The 18094-nt window shown below is 53.0% G+C and carries 24 protein-coding genes, 1 tRNA gene and 1 pseudogene; 19 read left to right on the forward strand and 7 right to left on the reverse strand.

Annotation, left to right across the window (positions count from 1 at the left end; all coding sequences use genetic code 11):
- Window positions 1-49: 49 nt before the first annotated feature.
- The 7 genes from SIB83_RS02680 to SIB83_RS02710 all read left to right on the forward strand — a co-directional run bounded on the left by SIB83_RS02680 (window position 50) and on the right by SIB83_RS02710 (window position 5454).
- On the forward strand, window positions 50-793 hold the full coding sequence (locus SIB83_RS02680; protein ID WP_413746698.1) for an MBL fold metallo-hydrolase: 744 nt from the start codon (window positions 50-52) through the stop codon (window positions 791-793).
- Window positions 794-817: 24 nt separating this feature from the next.
- On the forward strand, window positions 818-1480 hold the full coding sequence (locus SIB83_RS02685) for a secondary thiamine-phosphate synthase enzyme YjbQ (RefSeq protein ID WP_413403451.1): 663 nt from the start codon (window positions 818-820) through the stop codon (window positions 1478-1480).
- A 10-nt stretch (window positions 1481-1490) separates the two neighbouring features.
- Window positions 1491-2765: an MFS transporter gene (locus SIB83_RS02690; protein WP_413747269.1), complete on the forward strand. Its 1275-nt coding sequence runs from the start codon at window positions 1491-1493 to the stop codon at window positions 2763-2765.
- A gap of 68 nt (window positions 2766-2833) precedes the next feature.
- Complete coding sequence (locus SIB83_RS02695) at window positions 2834-3121, forward strand: hypothetical protein (protein ID WP_413746699.1); 288 nt, start codon at window positions 2834-2836, stop codon at window positions 3119-3121.
- Window positions 3122-3269: 148 nt separating this feature from the next.
- On the forward strand, window positions 3270-3446 hold the full coding sequence (locus SIB83_RS02700) for a hypothetical protein (RefSeq protein ID WP_413403456.1): 177 nt from the start codon (window positions 3270-3272) through the stop codon (window positions 3444-3446).
- 73 nt (window positions 3447-3519) lie between these two features.
- Window positions 3520-3729, forward strand: a complete 210-nt coding sequence (locus SIB83_RS02705) for a hypothetical protein (RefSeq protein ID WP_413403458.1) — start codon at window positions 3520-3522, stop codon at window positions 3727-3729.
- A 1494-nt stretch (window positions 3730-5223) separates the two neighbouring features.
- On the forward strand, window positions 5224-5454 hold the full coding sequence (locus tag SIB83_RS02710; protein ID WP_413746700.1) for a DUF1651 domain-containing protein: 231 nt from the start codon (window positions 5224-5226) through the stop codon (window positions 5452-5454).
- 43 nt (window positions 5455-5497) lie between these two features.
- Here SIB83_RS02710 and SIB83_RS02715 read toward each other — a convergent pair whose 3' ends face one another.
- Both SIB83_RS02715 and SIB83_RS02720 read right to left on the reverse strand, forming a co-directional pair.
- Entirely contained in the window at window positions 5498-5782 is a 285-nt protein-coding gene (locus SIB83_RS02715) for a hypothetical protein (protein ID WP_413746701.1), read from the reverse strand.
- A 131-nt stretch (window positions 5783-5913) separates the two neighbouring features.
- Complete coding sequence (locus tag SIB83_RS02720) at window positions 5914-6495, reverse strand: septal ring lytic transglycosylase RlpA family protein (protein WP_413746702.1); 582 nt, start codon at window positions 6493-6495, stop codon at window positions 5914-5916.
- A gap of 127 nt (window positions 6496-6622) precedes the next feature.
- Here SIB83_RS02720 and SIB83_RS02725 point away from each other — a divergent pair, with 127 nt between their 5' ends.
- The 7 genes from SIB83_RS02725 to SIB83_RS02755 all read left to right on the forward strand — a co-directional run bounded on the left by SIB83_RS02725 (window position 6623) and on the right by SIB83_RS02755 (window position 9410).
- Window positions 6623-7378 carry an alpha/beta hydrolase gene (locus SIB83_RS02725; protein WP_413403467.1) on the forward strand — a complete coding sequence of 252 codons (756 nt, stop codon included), beginning with the start codon at window positions 6623-6625 and terminating at the stop codon, window positions 7376-7378.
- Between the two features lie 25 nt (window positions 7379-7403).
- The gene (locus SIB83_RS02730; RefSeq protein WP_413403470.1) at window positions 7404-7550 is read left to right on the forward strand and encodes a hypothetical protein; all 147 of its coding nucleotides are present in this window, start codon (window positions 7404-7406) and stop codon (window positions 7548-7550) included.
- On the forward strand, window positions 7547-7801 hold the full coding sequence (locus SIB83_RS02735) for a hypothetical protein (RefSeq protein WP_413403472.1): 255 nt from the start codon (window positions 7547-7549) through the stop codon (window positions 7799-7801). The genes SIB83_RS02730 and SIB83_RS02735 overlap by 4 nt, the downstream gene beginning before the upstream one ends.
- The gene (locus SIB83_RS02740) at window positions 7798-8232 is read left to right on the forward strand and encodes a hypothetical protein (protein ID WP_413403474.1); all 435 of its coding nucleotides are present in this window, start codon (window positions 7798-7800) and stop codon (window positions 8230-8232) included. Before SIB83_RS02735 ends, SIB83_RS02740 begins: the two co-directional genes overlap by 4 nt.
- A 53-nt stretch (window positions 8233-8285) precedes the next feature.
- Entirely contained in the window at window positions 8286-8909 is a 624-nt protein-coding gene (gene lexA, locus SIB83_RS02745) for a transcriptional repressor LexA (protein ID WP_413746703.1), read from the forward strand.
- Window positions 8910-8986: 77 nt separating this feature from the next.
- A tRNA-Ala gene (locus SIB83_RS02750) sits at window positions 8987-9059 on the forward strand.
- 114 nt (window positions 9060-9173) lie between these two features.
- Window positions 9174-9410, forward strand: a complete 237-nt coding sequence (locus SIB83_RS02755; RefSeq protein WP_413746704.1) for a hypothetical protein — start codon at window positions 9174-9176, stop codon at window positions 9408-9410.
- A gap of 924 nt (window positions 9411-10334) precedes the next feature.
- Here the strand turns inward: SIB83_RS02755 and SIB83_RS02760 are convergent.
- Window positions 10335-10916: a ferritin gene (locus SIB83_RS02760; protein ID WP_413746705.1), complete on the reverse strand. Its 582-nt coding sequence runs from the start codon at window positions 10914-10916 to the stop codon at window positions 10335-10337.
- 72 nt (window positions 10917-10988) lie between these two features.
- Window positions 10989-11291 (reverse strand): hypothetical protein, encoded by a 303-nt coding sequence (locus tag SIB83_RS02765; protein WP_413747409.1) that lies wholly within the window; start codon window positions 11289-11291, stop codon window positions 10989-10991.
- On the opposite strand from SIB83_RS02765, the gene SIB83_RS02770 reads away from it, so the two are divergent.
- Window positions 11254-11385, forward strand: coding sequence for a hypothetical protein (locus SIB83_RS02770; RefSeq protein WP_413439785.1), 132 nt, complete (start codon window positions 11254-11256; stop codon window positions 11383-11385). The genes SIB83_RS02765 and SIB83_RS02770 overlap by 38 nt on opposite strands.
- A 271-nt stretch (window positions 11386-11656) precedes the next feature.
- Here the strand turns inward: SIB83_RS02770 and SIB83_RS02775 are convergent, their stop codons facing one another.
- Window positions 11657-12433, reverse strand: coding sequence for a hypothetical protein (locus SIB83_RS02775; RefSeq protein WP_413746706.1), 777 nt, complete (start codon window positions 12431-12433; stop codon window positions 11657-11659).
- A gap of 158 nt (window positions 12434-12591) precedes the next feature.
- Here SIB83_RS02775 and SIB83_RS02780 point away from each other — a divergent pair.
- The 4 genes and pseudogenes from SIB83_RS02780 to SIB83_RS02795 all read left to right on the forward strand — a co-directional run.
- Window positions 12592-12843 (forward strand): annotated as a pseudogene (locus SIB83_RS02780) (carbamoyl-phosphate synthase); the annotation flags it as partial.
- A 225-nt stretch (window positions 12844-13068) separates the two neighbouring features.
- Entirely contained in the window at window positions 13069-13644 is a 576-nt protein-coding gene (locus tag SIB83_RS02785; protein WP_413747270.1) for a sulfotransferase family 2 domain-containing protein, read from the forward strand.
- A 460-nt stretch (window positions 13645-14104) separates the two neighbouring features.
- Window positions 14105-14338 carry a DUF1651 domain-containing protein gene (locus tag SIB83_RS02790; RefSeq protein WP_413746707.1) on the forward strand — a complete coding sequence of 78 codons (234 nt, stop codon included), beginning with the start codon at window positions 14105-14107 and terminating at the stop codon, window positions 14336-14338.
- A gap of 382 nt (window positions 14339-14720) precedes the next feature.
- Entirely contained in the window at window positions 14721-14924 is a 204-nt protein-coding gene (locus SIB83_RS02795) for a hypothetical protein (protein WP_413403751.1), read from the forward strand.
- Between the two features lie 185 nt (window positions 14925-15109).
- Here the strand turns inward: SIB83_RS02795 and SIB83_RS02800 are convergent, their stop codons facing one another.
- Entirely contained in the window at window positions 15110-15736 is a 627-nt protein-coding gene (locus tag SIB83_RS02800; protein ID WP_413746708.1) for a DJ-1/PfpI family protein, read from the reverse strand.
- Between the two features lie 40 nt (window positions 15737-15776).
- Window positions 15777-17447: a histidine decarboxylase gene (locus SIB83_RS02805; protein ID WP_413746709.1), complete on the reverse strand. Its 1671-nt coding sequence runs from the start codon at window positions 17445-17447 to the stop codon at window positions 15777-15779.
- Window positions 17448-18094 lie beyond the last annotated feature (647 nt).

Here is an 18094-nt window from a genome sequence, read left to right on the forward strand (position 1 = left end):
CGGCACGGCCAGCACATTGATTAGCTTCAGGTCCCAACAACCCCCAGGGATGAAAGACACAGCCACCTATCTCGGCGCGAACGGTTGGCTGCTTGAGATGGCCGGACTGAGGGTACTGCTGGATCCATGGCTAACCGGTCCGTTGGTGTTTCCGCCGGGTGCCTGGTTGCTCAAGGGAGAAATGCCGAAACTGATGCCCATCCCCGATCAACTGGATCTGCTGCTGCTCACTCAGGGGCTCCCGGACCATGCCCATCCGGAAACGCTCCAGGCACTTCCGAAGGCCATACCCGTGGTGGCATCGGCAGCGGCAGCTCGGGTCGTGCAGCGTCTCGGGTTTGAAACGATCACAGCACTGCAGCCCGGTGACAAAACCACGGTCAACTCCCTGAAGATCCAGGCCACCGCTGGAGCGGCGGTGCCGGCGGTGGAGAACGGCTACCTGCTGGACTGGCCCGAGGGCTCCCTCTATCTGGAACCGCACGGCATCCTGGATCCTGCGATCGGCCAGCGCAGTGTGGACACCTTGATCACACCGGTGGTGGACCTTGGATTGCCGATGCTGGGAGCGTTCATCACCGGCGCACGCGTGATGCCGGATCTGATCAGCCGGTTCCATCCCAAGACCGTGCTGGCCAGCACAACAGGCGGTGACGTGAAGTTCAGCGGCATGATCAGCAGCCTGCTGAATGCCGCTGATGCGTCAACAGACACCGGCGATCTGCCCGACGACTGCACACTGATCACACCAACGGTCGGACAAGCGATCCCATTGCCGTCAGGGTCGCGCTAAAGAAACAACAGCGAAGCCCATGGCATGGCACTGGATCAGAGGCTGACGCAACTGAGCATCAACACGCGTGGACCTGGGTTCATTCGCCTCAACGAGCAGCTGAATCAATGTGTTCACGACTCCGGGCTTTGCACGGGAGTGGTGCATCTGACCTGCCTGCACACCAGTTGCAGCCTCACGATCAATGAAAACGCCGACCCCAGGGTTCTTGAGGATCTATCAGCCTGGATGAATGCCATGGTGCCGCAGGACGGCGCTGGACCCAGCGGACCTGACGGCAGACGTCGCCGTTATCTGCATGACGACGAAGGTGATGACGACATGCCTGCTCACATCCGCACGGCACTCACCACCCAGACCATGAGCCTGAGTGTTGACAAGGGTCGGCTGCTGCTGGGCACATGGCAGGCGGTTTATCTCTGGGAGCATCGGTCGTCACCGCACCACAGACGACTGGCCTGTCATCTGATCGGCGATCTGTCAGATGCATCCACCGGGCAGAGCCGGCTCGCGGCATCAGGCAGAAGCACGACAGCAGCACTCCTGAAACGCCGCAACGGCGCCAGATTGAACGACGTGGTGAAAGCGCGCCACATCCCTGAGGCATGGGCTGAAGACGGAGGTGTGGGAACGGATATCGATCTTCTGGTCGATCGGCTGCATGAGATCTCTGATCCATCGCAGTGATAACCAGCCGATGACCTCTCAACCCACCCAAAGGACCACCAGCAAAGTTCTGCTGGCTGGCCTGATCGGCAACGTGATGGAGTGGTACGACTTTGCGGTCTACGGCTACTTCGCAACAGTGATCGGCAGGGAGTTCTTCCCCTCCAGCGATCCAGCCGCCTCACTGATCGGTGCTTTCGGAGCCTTTGCCGCCGGATTTCTGGTGCGGCCTCTCGGAGGAATCGTCTTCGGTCGAATCGGCGATCTGGCGGGAAGAAAGCGAGCCCTGCAACTCTCGGTGATGGTGATGGCGGTGCCCACCGTTCTGATGGGCCTGCTTCCAACCCACCAGCAGATCGGCATCGCCGCACCGATTGCAGTGGTGCTGCTACGCATCATTCAAGGCTTGTCTGTCGGCGGCGAATACACCAGCTCGATCATTTTTCTCAGTGAGAACGCCCCCGACCGTCAACGTGGCTTCTACGCGATCTGGGGGCTGTGGGGGTCGGTGCTGGGGATGTTGATCGGCTCGGGCTTCGGTGATCTGCTGGCCCATGCGCTCACCTCCGCTCAACTGGGAAGCTGGGGATGGCGACTGCCATTTCTGCTTGGTGCACTGGTCGCCACAACGGGTGTTGTGATCCGACAAGGGATTGGAGCCGAGATGATCGAACCATTGGCAAAATCGCCGATACGGGAAACGTTCGGCCGCTATCGCCTGCAGGTGCTGCGTGTCATGGCCCTGAACATCGCGAGCAGCATCGGCTACTACGCCGTGTTTGTCTATGCGGTGAGCTACGTGGAAGAGGTCGATCACCTCGATCCCGCAACATCCCTGAGCCTGAACACCGGCGTGTTGGCGGTGCTTCTTTTGCTCTACCCGATTTCAGCCTGGCTCTCCGACCGCATCGGTCGTAAACCGATGCTGATCTGCGGATCCTCACTGCTCTGCTTCGGCGCACTGCCTTTTTTCAACCTGATGCACAGCGGAGATCCTCAACGGGTGTTGTGGGGGGAGCTGGGGCTGACACTGGCTGTGGCTCTGCTGGCAGGGGGGAAAAATCCCGCCAATGTGGAACTGATGCCTCCCGCAGTTCGCTGCACCGGACTGGCCGTTGCGTTCAATGTGGCAGAGGGGTATTTCGGAGGAACAACCCCACTGATTGCAACCTGGCTGATTGCAAAGAGCGGCAACCCCCTCCTGCCAGCTGGATGGGTCGCCTTCGGAGGAGTATGCACCCTGATCACGGTTTGTGCCTTCACACGCGAAACCGCGTTCAGGCCACTCTCCACTGAGACAGGCTGAAAGCAGCTTGCTACAAGAAGTAGGAGCCGTATTGCCGGAATGGACTCTGAAGCCCTGGGTGAAAGCTGATGTGTCTGCTTGCAGCGCTCGGGCTGATCACACCACGCCTGATTCTGATCCTGCTCTGGCTGTTCAGCCCTGCAGTGGTGCTTGGACCTTTCACCGGCATGCCGATACCCAGTCCGGTCGTGCCTCTGCTCGGCCTTGTGTTCCTGCCGACAACAACACTTGGCCTGTGCTGGGCCACAGCATCCTTCGGAGGCGTTCAATCGTTCAGTGGATTATTGGTTGTTGTGATTGGCCTGGTCATTGATGCAGGTCTGATCGGCAATGGCAGAGGCATCGCCAGACGCTGACCACCACCAGTGCTCGGCATCAATGATGCTCGCCATCGTCCATCGAACGCCTCACCAACCATTGCGTGAGCGCCAGTACGGCTAAAAAACCACCTGCAACAAGGATGAGCAGCACGGGATCAGATCAGGAACGATTCTGAAGGAGCCTATGGAGCCGTCCGCGCATCCGATTGAACTGCGCACGTTGCTTCTCGCTGGAGTCGACCCGACGAAACGACACCACCAGGACGGTCGTCGTCGAGACAACGCCAAACGCGAAGATGCTCAGCAAAACGGGATCCAACGTTTCCATGGCAGAACGACGGAACGCGTGGCGAAAGAGTAACTGAGGAACGTGGAGACATGCCTGAATCAGATTCCAATGCCTTGCAGCACAATTCTCATAAAGGCAATGAACGATGACGTCTGAACACTTTTTCAATGCTCACAACCTCAATCTGAAGGCCGCCAGCGACATGAGAGTGGCTGAACGAGTGGCAAGCCATCTGCAAAGACGAATCGAAGAGGATGACTGGCGTCCCTACCAATCCAAAGAAGAAGCGGTGCGGGCCTGGAGTCGACTTGGAGGAATTCGGCTGCAGGTCATGCAGGCTCTGGGATTGATCTAACCCGACGACATGGGGCACGTTCAACCAACCCGAGTGTCGGACAAAGAAACAACAACGAATCAACGCTCACTCTTTTCTTCTTTGGGTCTTGGTGCGGTTGATCGCGTATTGGCTGATCAATTGATCACACAGGAACCAGAACTCCTGACTTGAAGACCTGAAGACCGGAACTCAGGTCAACCCGTCAACATTTTGGTCAACCCCGCAGTCATTCAAAGCAAACACCATTGACTCATCAAATTATTCAGACTCAATACTACTCCAGGCCCCCTACAAACAAAAAGCCAAGGCCTTCTACAAATGAGATTGAAAACAGGACTCAAGTCGATCAACCACTAATGTTTACATTGATGTAGCTGCAAAGGTTTCTTCCATCGCTCTCCCATTCAGGATTCATGGCAACGATATAGAACTGGGCCTGCCTTGAATATTCCACCAAGAACCTGATGTGTTGACAAGTAACAACCAGAGCTGAATGAACCTTCGCTCATTGGAATGCAGCTCACAGGGCTTGTTGATCGCCTGACGTGATGGAAAGCACAAACAAGGGCTGACATACCAAAAGACCGTGGTTAACAACAGGGTGTTGCGAAATACCTTTGACTGTTATCTGCACCGCCTCGGCCCAGTCAATCGGCACAGAAATCAAAGATGGCCAACGCAAGCCCTATCGAGCGCCGGCCTGTTCCTTGCGAGCAATTGACTACGACGAGTCCCAAATGAAAGAAAGCAACGTCAGCAAACGAGAGCAGCAGTCGGAGTTGATCTACGACTGTTAGTTCGGATTCAGCCTGCTGACGCTGGATCGACGAGATGCTCAGCTGTCTCTGAATCCGGCCGAACGAATGGCGGACCCTCTTGAACATTTCACAGCACTGGAGCGCACTGTGCTGTGATCGGTTCCCATCACTGCAAAAAGGGCAGTGAATCCAAGGTTGATCTTTTGACTGCATGGCCCGCAATGGGGGCTGCAGCTGAGATGAAACAAGAAAGCCGCAAATCAGAACAATCCTTTGATCAAACTCTGCTGGAGATGGGCGGTATATCCGCCATGACTGACCAGCAGTTGGGTGACGCTGATGGAATTGCAGCATGTACTGTTCACTACCACAGCAGGGCGGAGCGAAAACTGGCCAGCTGTCTGAGCTGGAATCCTGCTGAGCCATGCCCTACCAATAGCGACAGTGTGACGGGGGAGGACTTCTACGGGTTCAGCGGGCACCTCAGCCGACTCAGAGAAAACGTCTGACTTTCAATCCGTCGTGGAATGGTCTTGATCGGGCAGGTTTCCAGCATCACCTGAAGAAGATTTCAGTGGATGCTGCCCGGTTGAGACACCATTGCTGGTGATTTTAAGGCGTGTGCGCTCATATTCTCCAGATATGGTGGCTTCAGAGAATCTTTAGGGGATAATTAAGAAGCTTTCCCGTAGCAACAAACCCAAGCGGAAGGTCATGGATCTAGCTAGAAAACAGATCCTCTAACAAGCTACTAATGACGGACGGTTGGCTTAAGGACCCGCAGAAATTTTGGGCAGTGAGGTTTCACAGAGAGCCTCAAAGTGGACATAAAGATGTTCGCGTTCTTGTTGATCACGGCAGAAAAGTAGCTCAGGATCAACCTGCTCTCCTGAAGTCAAGAAGAAATATGCGCTATGAAGACGCTATCTACTTGTACAAGGAGCTTCAAAATATTGGCTGGACTCATTGCGAGGCCGTTTGGTAATCATTCTTATCAATTGATTTCAGGTCAAAACCTCTATCCGTCTTCAGAAGTTTTGATCATAACTTGAACCGAACCGATAGCTTTTAATGCTTGCATAATCAAGGCATTCAATCAACCCCTTGAGAAATTTTGATATTTTCCAATTCAGCACACTTGCCTGAACATCAAATCTCTTTAAATATTTTTTACACTCACATGAGATGATCAGATGGCCCATCTGAGTTCCATCCCCTAGAACCTTAAAACCCACAGCTTCGACATCTCCGATACACTGATCTTGCTGAATTTTGCTGAATTGCAGCAAATAGTCAATACCAGATCGTTTCATAACATAAAACCATGATATATCGAATTTACTTTAACTGAATCAATCCATAAACGTGTCAATGAAAGAGTTTCCCTTCAGCAGCGTCACAGAAAACGGTCGATGAGGTTTCCAGCTCAGGTTGCAGCCCAAATTCAGTCAATCACTTCGATTTCCACTGATGTCTTGCCGTCATCGTCAACGTCGAGAGCCGTAGCCGAACCGTGGGCAAGATCAATCACCGTGCCTTGCTTGAACGGTTTGCGGTCATTGATGACAACCATCACGCTTTTGTTGTTATCGAGGCGTGTGACTTTCACTTTTGTACCCATCGGCAGGCTGCTATGGGCTGCAGTCAGAGTTCCTTGCTTGAGGATTTCTCCGCTGGTGGTTTTCTTTCCGTAAAAACCTGGTCCATACCAGGAGGCCTGACCCTGCACTCTCTCAGCTTCCTGCTTGTCGTCTTGAGGCGCACTGTTGGAGCTAGCCGCCTTGACAGAATCGGCGGCTGTTATGGAAGCGGCGATTTTTTCAGAGGGGCTGACTTGTTCAGAGTTGGCTGTTGGTTCAGGAGCAGAGGCTGTTACCGAATCAGAGGCTTGTTCAGGGTTGACAGTGTTTTCAGGGGCTGCCTTTTCAGTGACTGCCTTGTCTGTGACAGCGTCTTTTCCACATCCAAGGGCACTGAAGATCAGCAGGATTGAGACGAGCTTGCTGATTCGTTGCATGGAACGCATCTGCGGTTGATCAATCTTCTCTGGACTTAGCAACAGAGAAGGCTTCTGTGATTGCTGCGCAGCTCAGAAGCTGCGCGGCTGTCTTTTTCGATCAATCAAGGCTCATGGATTCGCCAGAATTCAACGCATGGATCTTGCTGAGAGCATGGCGGCTTCTCCTGAGCCTTTCTCGCTGCCTGGGGGGCCGATCACCGTTGTGCTGATCCACGGCTACACCGGGTCTCCTGCGGAGTTTTCGCTGCTGGCTGAGGCATTACATGCCGAGGGTTTTGGCGTGGAGGCACCCCTGCTCGCTGGCCATGGAACCTGCCTTGAAGACCTGATGCCAGTGCAACCGAGCCAGTGGGTGGCACAGATTGATGCCGTGGTTGGCCGGCTGCTCGATCAGGGGCAGCGCGTCGTGGTGGCGGGCTTGTCCCTCGGGTCGATTCTCGCGATTCAAGTGGGAATGAAGCGGCCAGAAGTTGAGGCGGTGATCACTTACTCACCGCCGATCATGAGTGGAGATCTTCGCGCCTGGATCGCTCCGGTTTTGGCTCTGCTTCTGCCTTCGGTGCGGCGTCCTGCAGATGATTTCGTTGATCCAACAACAGCTGAGCGCCTCTGGAACTATTCCCGCTGGCCCAGTCGTTGCAGCGTGCGCGTACTGGATCTAATCGCTTCCACAAGGAAACATCTCGACCACCTCCATCAACCTCTGCTGGTGATGGCCAGCACTCTCGACAAAGTGATCACGCGACGCGGGGTGCAATTGCTGAAACATCGGAGCGGATCCGAGCATGTGGAAGTGCACTGGCTCAGAGGCAGTGGTCACGTGATCACTGCTGACGCTGAGTGGAAAACAGTGGCTGATCGGACCCTGATGTTCTTGAAAAGCCTCTAGGGTCGATTTTCCCAAGAACTGAGCAATGGACCAGCAGGAACGAGACAACTGGCAGAAGGTTCTCGACTCCCTCGAAGCTGCCGGCGACAGGGAAAGTGCTTTTTATCTCCGTGCGCAAGCCATCTGCAGTGGGGAACCTGACCCGATGCTCACCTGGGAGGCTGAATCTTGAGCATCGATCCAATTCAGCAAGGCCTTGAGCAGTCGTTTGAAACAGAACGGTGGAGCCGGCTGATCCGTGACTGCGATGACCTCGAAACCCTCAGACAAACGGCGCTGTCATTGCTGCAACAGGTCACACAGATGAAAGTCGCCAGTTCCTGGATGGCATCAAGAGCATCAGAGTCTGAAAACGCCAAATTGGAAATCCTGGCGAAACTGATCCAGGAAAGGTCGGAACGCCCTCCGGAGGACAAGCAATGAACAATCTGATTCGAGGCGGAGCCGTAGCACTCGGCATCACCCTGGGTAGTGCTCCAGGACTTGCCGAAACCTGGACGCCTTCACCGGAGCCGCCGTTCTGGAGTCAGACCCGCCAGACGCTCCAGACATCGGGGAAGTTGTCTGAAGGCCCATGGATGTTCATGGAAGCCTTGGACTCACCAAATCTGAAAGCTGGTGAATATCTGAGTGACCCAGCACGGACGGCAGCCGGTGTTGAGTTTGATGCTGCACTTCTGATGCAGCGTCAGGGAAAGCAGACCTGGGAAGTGCGGGAGTTGAGAATGCGAGCGCTCTGCAACCAGAAAAGGCTGCAACGCAGCAACTCTCCAGGGCAGTGGCTTGATTACGTAGGCCGCGAAGACACTTCAGACAAAGTTGCCTGGATCTGCGCTTTACCAACACCCGGCTGAACCCTTGCCATCCCAGGCTTCGACCGGTACAAATGTATTGACGAACAGATGAATTGCCGGTGTCTGCTGGATCCCCCGAGCCGTTGACCACTGCTCAACAGGAGCTCTATGACTGGCTCTCCGATTACATCGGCTGCCACCATCACAGTCCATCTATACGCCAGATGATGCAGGCCATGGGCCTGCGATCACCAGCACCGGTGCAGAGCCGTTTACGGCACTTACAACAGAAAGGCTGGATCACCTGGCAGGAGGGGCAGGCCCGCACACTGCAGCTGCTGGGTGGTATTGCCTCTGGAATTCCGGTGCTTGGTGCTGTTGCAGCTGGTGGTTTGGTGGAAACGTTTGACGATGTTCAGGATCGTTTGGATCTTGCGCCCGTCCTCGAAACTCGTGGCTTGTTCGCTCTCACCGTGAACGGCGATTCGATGGTTGATGCACACATCGCCGACGGTGATGTCGTGTTGATGGAACCAGTCAGTGATGCTGCTCGTTTGAGACAGGGCACGATCGTCAGCGCCCTGGTGCCTGGCAGCGGCACCACGCTGAAGCATTTCCACTGCGATGGACTCACGGTGCGCTTGGAAGCGGCGAATCCTGCCTACGACCCGATCGAATTGCCTGCCGACCAGGTGCAGGTTCAGGGAAAACTCGCTGCCGTATGGCGGCAGATTTAAGCGTCTGCCTGCAGGGGGCATTGCCGGTGTAAGCTTCGACGCGACGGCGGTCAGGATCATTCCTTTCCATCGTTTCTGGGGCCATAGCTCAGCTGGTAGAGCACCTGCATGGCATGCAGGGGGTCAGGAGTTCGAGTCTCCTTGGCTCCACTGGAATCTCACTAAGTGGACAAACCTCATTGGTGCAAAACTTGGCGCAAAACGGTGACAGCAGTCATTGTTTTTGCACCAAATCACCAATCAACGGCGCCATAGCCACCATTGATGAGCTGCCTGCCGCAGCAGCAGCTGTTTCGCCATCGTGGCGTCAAGCCGAACAAGGACCGCCCGCTAGTTGATCGCCATGCACCGAAAGCCGGTGTCGGCTGGCTGGTGAACCCTCAGGAGCTGAAGGTCTGCAGCTTCACCAATGCCAATCCAACCGCACACGCGCAGTGGGTTGTTGTCGAGACCAGACCATTACGCAGCAGCGGTCAGCCCGAGAAAAGCGCTTCTGGATAGCCCTCCTCCGGCTCAGCAAACGAAGCAATCCAGCAAAAATGATTCCGCGCCGCTATTTCGGAGCACCTCGCAGGCCGCGACTAGTCGGATCTCATTACCCTCTGCTGCGGCACTTGTGGCCAGCTCGTTAATGCTGAGGAGTAGTCCCTGGATGTTCTCGCTCATGAGCTGATCGAAGGGGTGTATCTCACAATCAGCTAGCTCGCCACCGGCTGACCGGGTGTCCCGTGCAATACCTCCCCGAGCGCGTCTTCCTGGCTGGCTGCTGCAATGCATTGTCACCGCTGCATTTGAAAACGTCGAAGCTAGGGGGTACGCATAAGGAGCATGAGTCTCAAGCAATTAAAAAAGCCACCGCCTTAGCAGTGGCTTAAAACTTGACTCGGACAATCCCCATCACCCGGCCTTGATGTGGCAAGAGTAGGGATTTATTGACTGAGATGGGTATTTGAGAACATCCTGTCATCAATTTCAGATGAGGTGCACCATATGTGGCGTTGACGAGGCGTGTTCGTAATACCAAAATATGACTCCCCATCACCCTGGCCCGACTGCGCTAGCAGTGGGGTCTTTTTTATGGCTGAGTCCACTGCAGTTCCAACATCTGAGTCCAGACGTCAAGACCAGTCGCGAAGTTCGCCAGAGACCTCATTGATTTTTCGTCGTTCGACTCATGAACCCAATCCAGTGCCGACAATCCCAGAGACAACGCCAGTTCGAATTGCTCTGCTGAGACCGACTGCATCAGGCTGCGTGTGATTCAACTCTCAGAGTCTGATAACGGTCATCTGGAAGGTGAATCACCGTTGAGGTCAGTAGCAACAGCAGCTGGCCATGGTCCGACTCAGCAATCAAAAGCCCCGCACTGGGCGGGGCTGCAGGGATGGTGAACTGGATTAGCAGGTGGGACTTTGAGCTGATTGATCAGCCTTCGAGTTTGGCGGGTTCGGCCTCGCCTTCTCTCAGTTCAGCGTCGATGATCATCACGGCAGCAGGGTTGCCTGCAGCTAACTTGACGCGGCCCAGCAGATAAGCGGCCTCGTGCTCAGAGAGACGCTGGCCGTCAACGATGGGGTCCAGGAAGACGGTGGTGCGGCGATCAATGTCTTTTTCCGCAGTGTTGTAGAGCTGCAGCACGGAGGCGGTGACATCAGCTTCCATGCGGAAGACGTTGGCGATCACCTGCTCCACGCCAGTCCACTGCTGACGCGGTGGCTCGATGGTGTCGAGCACAGGGCGTTGACCTCTGCTGATCAGATAGTCGGCGAATTTGGCGGCATGCTGCTCCTCTTGCTTGGCTTCATCACGGAGATGCTCGGCAAAGCCGGTCAGCTCGCGTTCAGCGAACCAGATGGCAGCAGCGAAATAGTCAGCAGCTGACTGACGCTCAAGGTTGAGATGGGCTTCCATCAGATCGAGCAGTTCAGCGGACATGGGCTCGGCCATGGCGCGGCCTGCGGGACCGGTGGGGACAGTGATGGGGGCTTGAATTTGTGAAGCTGTCATTGCTCTTCCTCTGGGAGGGATGAATCAGTTCTAGATCACAAAACAGCGAAAGATATGCGTAAAAACCGAACATTAGCGGATCAAAATATGCTTTTGAGAATCACATTCAAGAATGCCAAATATGTTGTTGAGAATCACATTCAGCAGCGTGAATCTGCTGCTGAGAATCAGACTCGATAAGTCGATATTGAGTGTTCGGTTAGCCGCCAAAGAAATGATGCCCTGAATGCAATAGACCGGACGAGTTGTTACCGAGAGTTGTGTGATGATTGAAGTTTTTCTTTTATGCGACTGCTCGCTTTGCAAGCGCAGCGTTGAAGAATCGAGGTCAATTAGGATTGGCGGGCAGCATTTCTGCTCTGAGTCCTGTGCCAAGGGGCATCCCAACATGGAGCCATGTGATGGCGAGCGGGATGGCTGTAACTGCGGAATTGCAGAGTTGGAGCTGCTTCTAGCGGCTACCGATTAGTTCAGTAACCGCTTGATGGGATCGGAACCACTGTCAATCAGATCGCAGCAATGAAAACAAGCGATCTCGTTCTCATGCGGGAAGTGGTGCTGAGCCTCTGAAGCCCCGCTAGCAGCAGCTGGTGTTGAGGTTTCGCCATCGTGGCGTCATGCCGAACAAGGACCGCCCACTTGTTGACCGCCACGCACCGAAGAACGGTGTCAGCTGGTTGATGAACGACCAGGAAGGCAGAGATGCTTGGTAGCGCCTGCCGCGTTTGCATCACTGGCGATTAGAGCCGAACACCGCTGCGGTTGGCGTTGGCTGGCTTGCTGGTTGGCACCCCGGGGCGCCAATGCTGCACAGCAAAGCTCTCCTCAGGGCCAGGGATGCCATTAGCGGTTGGCTCGATCAGGCTGCGCCAGCCGCTGGTCCACTTGATCAGCACGCTGCCGTTGCCTGTCAGCGACCAGGAACCATCAGCCACCTGATCGATGTTGTTGAAGGCCATCCCTGAAGAGGTGAGAACTGCCAGATAGGGCGGCTTTTCTTGCTGCATGGGCTCTAGCTTGTACGCGCCCACCCAGTTCATTACCGGGCTTTTCAGCTGCACAGCTTTGCCGTGATTGCTGGGGCCGTCATTCAGTGAAGATCCTGGCTTCCAAGACCACTGCACCGCTCCAGCAGGGCCGATCTGGATCGTGTCAGTCCAGCCATCTGAATAGGTAGAGCGTATGCCATTACCCCAGGTTTGCCAGTTGCCGTTCTCGAGAAGTTGATTGCGTGTCATCCGCTGCGAAGTACCGACATCGGGGTGGCGTTTGCCGGTCACCGTCAGAGAACTGCCATCAGGCCGCAGGATCAAATTGAATGGCACGTTCTCGTTATCGGTGAGCACCCAGGTGCCCACCATCCTTTTGGCATCTGGCTCAGGGAAGCCCGCACCCATCAGGGCTGCCCCCAGCAACAGAGCAGCAGAGGGTTTCAACCAAGACAGGGCCATAGAAGTGCGACTGGTTGTGTTGATGTAGCAGGGATTTGCAGCGGCTGCCTTCCGACCCAGTTCCAAGCTCTACAGCTGCTGAGCTGAAAGCTAAATGTTCCCGCATGCAGAAGTCAGGCGGGTAGAAGCGATGCCCGCCTGAGTGGTGACGACTGCAAGCGCAACCAAGCAAAGACCGGCATCATGCGCTGACTAATGCCTGATCCAGGCTTCGCCGCCTCTCGATTGGACTGCTGGCTTCTGCTGTTGCTATCGCCCCGCTGCCTTTGAAGGCGCAGGACGGCAATGCTGAGGATCTCGGTGATGTGATGAGCATCAGCCTCAAGGATGTGGTGAAGCCAACCTTTGGGTTCCAGGGAGCATTGCAAGGTGCAGGAACACCGAATAAAGCTGGCATTGGTGGGTTCCTGCCTCTCTCTGTTGGCGACAACAGCGTCCCTTTCGTTGATGCCTTGATTAACGCCAATTTCGCTAATCTTTTTGCCCGGATGGATTAAAATCAACAACGCAGAAATACGCTTTCCAGAGTCAAACCCAAGAGCACAGATGGATATGCTCTGTTGAAGCTTTATACAAACCAAACTCCAACAGCAAAAATGGCACCAGCCCCACTTACACAATGCCTATCTTTGTAACCTCAAAAAAAAATTATTCACTTCGCCCACATTCCCAAAACAGGGGGCACATCCGTCGAAAAATATATTTTATCTACGAGAATTACAAGGCATGCTTTTCTTGATTGCAGCTTTGCTACCCATCGAGCCCAGTCACCATGGAACAATTCTTCTCCACAGCACATAGACGGGGCTTCTCTCAGGCGCCTCTTTCCATCAAATTTCTTTACCGATTTCTTTGCAATACTCAGGGACCCAATAAACAGATTTATTAGCGCATATTTATTTCAAATGGACGAGCCAGGATCAAAACTGAGACAAATAAGCGTAAATGAGTTTATTGCAACATATCTTGAGGCAAGCTTCAAAAGAAATGGCTGGTGTGATAATCATTTCTTGCCACAAAAGCGCTTCCTCCACCCCGAAGGGAATTACAAGTTATTTTACCTCAATTCCGAAGGAATGAAGAAAGTCAAAGCTTATTTAGATGAACTTTTGGAAATACCAGAAAATTTCACGCAAATCCCACAGGTTATGCAGAGTGACAAACAGTCAAGCATCGACCTAAAAGCAGATTTAACAAGCGAATCAATCAATAGACTTAAAATTATCTACAAAGAAGATTACGGGATAATTAAATCCCTGACCCATAATGAGCCTTGATCTTGCAGCGATATTGTCTTCTTTGCAAGAAGACCGCCTTGAGACGAAATCAAGAGTCATTAAATTGCCTTGTTTGTGTAAATATTAAAAAATATCTGACGTGTATGTAATTCATGCGGGAACCATTCCACGTTGAAGTGGTGTCCTCGCACGTCAGGTGTGTGGGAACTGCATCAACAGCTGATGGCATCAGACCGTCGACTGCGAAGAACGCCGCCGCACCCACAAGACCGCCAACAGCAGAACCGATAACAACACGACCGAGACCTTTCATTGATTGATTGCGAACTCACACACCGTCGCTGAAAGGGTGGTGAAGCCGCATCCCCCCAAAGGACCAAAGGTGATCGTGTGTTCACCCCACAAGCAGATGCTCGTAGCTTTTACTTGTCGAGACCGTATCAAATGTTCACCAATACAAGCAGGTGCTCGTAGCTTTTGTTTGTTGAAACCACATCAAATGGAAGGTTGGCTGACTAACGCGAGCAAGTGCCAGAAGGTCAGCTTCCTTCCCGATCTGAACTCCAGTGGATCAGCAGATGACGTCTTTGTGATCGTTGACCACATCAAAGACATGCCAGAAGCTCATCCGCCGCTTCTCGAGACACGCCGGAACATGCGCTACGAGGATGCCGTCGCTCTTTGGAAAGAGCTTCAGCGTTGTGGATGGACAGTTACTGAAGCTGCTTGGTGATCAAACGCCGAGCCTGGAGACCATGCTCAAGTCAGGCGGCTGAAAGTATTGTGAACCACAAGATTTGGGTATGGACGAGCAAATTATTGGCATGTCTTAGAGGTCTCTGAGAAGAAAGTGGCAGTGGATTCAGGTTTGGCTATGTAATGGAGAGCTGAATTCACCCCTATGAATCAGAGCCAAGATGCGAAGCGTCACGAGAGTGATCAACAACATCTCACTAAAGCTGGTTCGCCTAACGTCGAAGTAGAGCGAAATCGCAGCGTGAATCACTTGTCAACAAATACTATTAACGATGAAGCGCTCAAGAAAATTGATAACGAAACAAGTGAACTTATGAAGGACCAGGGGCCAGCCTCATTTCGCGGGGAGAGCAACTGATATGAGTAACGAACATCATCAAACCGGCAGACGCCCAAACAAAGCTGATCTTGAACGTCTTGATCCTGTACATCGAGAGAAAGAGCCGCTGAAGCAAGGCAGTGCAGAGGAACGACACAGCCATCCCAACGAAAAACATCGGGAGCATTCTCACAGTGGAGAAAAGTTTGTAGAGGAAGTGAAGCGTCTTGATGCTTCAGAGTGAGATATTTCTCCATTGAGAGAAAAGTGACCAGTTATTAGTGGTTTTCATCACTAGTAATGTAGATATAGCCCAGGCCACTACAGACATAACGCCATTGAGGCATGGGAAACCAAGCAGAAATCGGGTGGGTGGAAGCGGTGCCCGCCGAAGTGGCGATGTGTAGTTGGTGTGAGGTAGACAATGGCTCAGGCAGATTCAAACGGACTTACGACTGAGGCAAAGGGGTCCCAATCAGGATCGCGGTGCCAGTCGTATTCAGCAAAGTTGGCAGCCTGCTCAGCGACCTGACTGCTGACCAGCTTGGCAATCACCGCGAGAGACATATCAATGCCAGCCGATACACCCGATGAAGTGAAGAACTTGCCGTCTTCTACCCAGCGGGCTTGCGGTTGCCAGTGCACCTTTTCGCTTTGAGAGCAAGCCCAAGCAAAAGCCAACTTGTTGCTCGTGGCGCAGACCCCATCGAACACCCCGGCTTTGGCCATCAGGGCGCTACCGGTGCAGACCGAGGCAACCAGTTCGGCTTGCTGCGCACGGGCCTTCAACCACTCGAGCAGCACTGGGTTGTCGACTTCTCTTCTGGTGCCTGTGCCGCCGGGTACTAGCAGCACATCAATGGCTGGCGCTGACTGAAACGAATCGTCGCTGACGCTTTTGGGGCCCTGGCGACTGGCCACAACGCCTCCGTTTTCGGAGATCAAACGGATCTCGAAATGATCGGTCGCCAGGCCGAACATCTCCAAAGGTCCAAACACATCGAGCAGTTCAAAGCCTTCAAACAGGACAACGCCAATGGTTCGTTTGTACGTCATGAACGAGTCCTCCTTGGTGGCTTTTGTTGGCAGCACTGTCTCAGCCCTGCGCTGGAAGCATCAGGATTTGAGAGGCATCGAGAACCTTGCTCAGCTCGATTGAGTTGGGCGTGGTGAGCTCCAGCACTGTCGACTTGTCTCCTCGCCAAACTATGCGCGCTGTATTCAGCTTGATTCCGGCTTCCTGGCAGCGATGGGTGAGTGATCCAAGCGCACCAGGATGGTCGGCAATTTTCACCAGAACTGAGTCATTCCCGGCCTGGCTGAAATTCATCTGGCTGATCACAGAGGAGTCTTGATCGCAAATGGCTACACGCGCTGAGCCGTACTTGTTCTCATTGATCAGTCGATTGATGATCTCAATCGCCTTCACCCGCTCCTCTACAGACAAGATCAGCAGGCAGCCTTCGTCGATGGAGGAGGACTTCATGTCAACGATTGAAATTCCAGCATTGCCCATAGCCGTCGCCACAGCATCTAGAAGATCAACACTGGAGCTACCAATCAAAATGATCTCTTGCGATGGCTGAGCTCGCACGCTTGTGAAGCCAGTCGGAACTGGTCGGCTTGGTGATGGCACGCTTGCTGCTGCGTGCTGAGCCTTGATGTCGGCCACCAAGCGATCCACCTGATCAGTGGTGACATTGGGCATGGTGATCAGATGGGATACAGGCCCATGAGTTGCCAATTGCCAGGTCTCGACGATGGACTGCAACGGTCTGTCAAATACAACTGTGTTGGAGTACGAGTGCCTCCAGGCATGTTGCCCAGCTTTGTTGAGTTCAATAACGGCATACTCGGCGCGCTCAAGGCACTGCTGAATCAGTTGGCGAAAGCCTGATTGACCATACGTCTTGATGGCATACCAGAGGAACAGGGGGGCAATCCCGTTCCGAGATCCGGTCAAGGTTGTATCCATCGAACCGATGTATTCCACACTCTGTGCAATTCGCGTCATATTGTCTTTCTTAGCCAAAACAACACCGCACGGGATCGGTGAACCGATCATCTTGTGGCCACTGATCGAAAGGCTGTCAATGCCGTGGGCAAAGTTCCAGGCCGGTGCGTCTTTAATAAACGGCAGAATCATTCCGCTAAGCGCACAATCGGCATGTAGGTATTTCCGGGGAATCGCCAGGTCTTGAAAAATGGCGTTGATACCATCGATATCATCAACAGCTCCTTTCATCGTTGTGCCAATATTGGCACAAATAATCGGCGGGCTTTTGCGATTAAGCCGCAGACTCTCGCGCAGATCATTAAGCTCCATTGTTCCGTCTTGATTGGAACGGATCATGATGCTTGGCAGGTTCAAGCAACGCAGGATTTTTCCAACGGAATAATGGGTTTCTTGTGAGTAATAGACGATGCCATCAGGCAGGATCTCCCTAGCCAAAAACAGCCCATAGTGGTTTCCCTCTGTGCCGCCGTTGGTGACATAACCCCAGGTTTCCCCAACAGGAGCATTAGTCATTTCTTTAAAGAATTTGAGAACCTCAAGCTCAAAGTGATGGGTATTGAGGTGATAGTTGCTAGGGACATATGGGTCGCCAATGTTATTAATGGGATAAGCCAGAAACCGGTAGAGGGCTTCGTAATTGAAGTCCGCATTACAGGGGTAGCCAATAAACTTGTCTTTCTCGTCAGCCAGATGCTCCTCTAATTCGTTCAGTGTTGAGTGAATCGAATCAAGCCCTTGATCAAAAGGCATGGCAATGCAACGTGTTTCCACAAGATGCCTGCAGAGATTGCATCAACATATTTGAGCTGGCTGAATTTCTGATGAGAGTATGCTTTGTCTACAAAGTGACAGGTTGTAAGCATTTGACACTTATTGCTTACAGAAATACATGTCTGCAAGCTTTGCATTCTTTCTTTCGAATCTGCGCGATTACTTAATCGCTTGAAGTATTCCGATGGTATTGAGCTTGCGTCCGTCTTTGATCTTGACCAAAACTTTTAACCTATTTTGACTGTATCGATTATTCTTATTTGCATGAATCAATTCACATCCGATACCTGCACGACCTCAGCGAGACACGTATTCGAAATCGTTATTGTTGAACAGATCAATCTCATCAGAAATAAATTAATGCCGCATTATTTAGCTATATCCGCCACGTCTTTAGAAGAATTATCTGCTTTCATTTTTTCCAAAATATTAGCATCTCCTTTGGCTTTTTTAAGAAAGGATATGAGTCTTCCTAAAAACATTGGTGATTGGCAAGCAAAGAAGACTTAGCCATGACCAACAGAGTAACCACCCGTGTTCAATGCACCATCTGATCTAGCCTAGTCTCGCGAAGCAAGCTTGAGTGGACCTTCCCATTTTCTAGTACAGGCGTTGTCTTAGAGGGT

The organism is Synechococcus sp. MIT S9507 (genome assembly GCF_047304715.1).
In the GTDB taxonomy this organism is placed as follows: domain Bacteria; phylum Cyanobacteriota; class Cyanobacteriia; order PCC-6307; family Cyanobiaceae; genus Synechococcus_C.

Coding starts and splice junctions, on each gene's coding strand:
- SIB83_RS02680 (WP_413746698.1), top strand. CDS start 50: ATGAAAGACACAGCCACCTATCTCGGCGCGAACGGTTGGCTGCTTGAG.
- SIB83_RS02685 (WP_413403451.1), top strand. CDS start 818: ATGGCACTGGATCAGAGGCTGACGCAACTGAGCATCAACACGCGTGGA.
- SIB83_RS02690 (WP_413747269.1), top strand. CDS start 1,491: ATGACCTCTCAACCCACCCAAAGGACCACCAGCAAAGTTCTGCTGGCT.
- SIB83_RS02695 (WP_413746699.1), top strand. CDS start 2,834: ATGTGTCTGCTTGCAGCGCTCGGGCTGATCACACCACGCCTGATTCTG.
- SIB83_RS02700 (WP_413403456.1), top strand. CDS start 3,270: ATGGAGCCGTCCGCGCATCCGATTGAACTGCGCACGTTGCTTCTCGCT.
- SIB83_RS02705 (WP_413403458.1), top strand. CDS start 3,520: ATGACGTCTGAACACTTTTTCAATGCTCACAACCTCAATCTGAAGGCC.
- SIB83_RS02710 (WP_413746700.1), top strand. CDS start 5,224: ATGACGGACGGTTGGCTTAAGGACCCGCAGAAATTTTGGGCAGTGAGG.
- SIB83_RS02715 (WP_413746701.1), bottom strand. CDS start 5,782: ATGAAACGATCTGGTATTGACTATTTGCTGCAATTCAGCAAAATTCAG.
- SIB83_RS02720 (WP_413746702.1), bottom strand. CDS start 6,495: ATGCGTTCCATGCAACGAATCAGCAAGCTCGTCTCAATCCTGCTGATC.
- SIB83_RS02725 (WP_413403467.1), top strand. CDS start 6,623: ATGGATCTTGCTGAGAGCATGGCGGCTTCTCCTGAGCCTTTCTCGCTG.
- SIB83_RS02730 (WP_413403470.1), top strand. CDS start 7,404: ATGGACCAGCAGGAACGAGACAACTGGCAGAAGGTTCTCGACTCCCTC.
- SIB83_RS02740 (WP_413403474.1), top strand. CDS start 7,798: ATGAACAATCTGATTCGAGGCGGAGCCGTAGCACTCGGCATCACCCTG.
- SIB83_RS02755 (WP_413746704.1), top strand. CDS start 9,174: ATGAGCTGCCTGCCGCAGCAGCAGCTGTTTCGCCATCGTGGCGTCAAG.
- SIB83_RS02760 (WP_413746705.1), bottom strand. CDS start 10,916: ATGACAGCTTCACAAATTCAAGCCCCCATCACTGTCCCCACCGGTCCC.
- SIB83_RS02790 (WP_413746707.1), top strand. CDS start 14,105: ATGGAAGGTTGGCTGACTAACGCGAGCAAGTGCCAGAAGGTCAGCTTC.
- SIB83_RS02795 (WP_413403751.1), top strand. CDS start 14,721: ATGAGTAACGAACATCATCAAACCGGCAGACGCCCAAACAAAGCTGAT.
- SIB83_RS02800 (WP_413746708.1), bottom strand. CDS start 15,736: ATGACGTACAAACGAACCATTGGCGTTGTCCTGTTTGAAGGCTTTGAA.
- SIB83_RS02805 (WP_413746709.1), bottom strand. CDS start 17,447: ATGCCTTTTGATCAAGGGCTTGATTCGATTCACTCAACACTGAACGAA.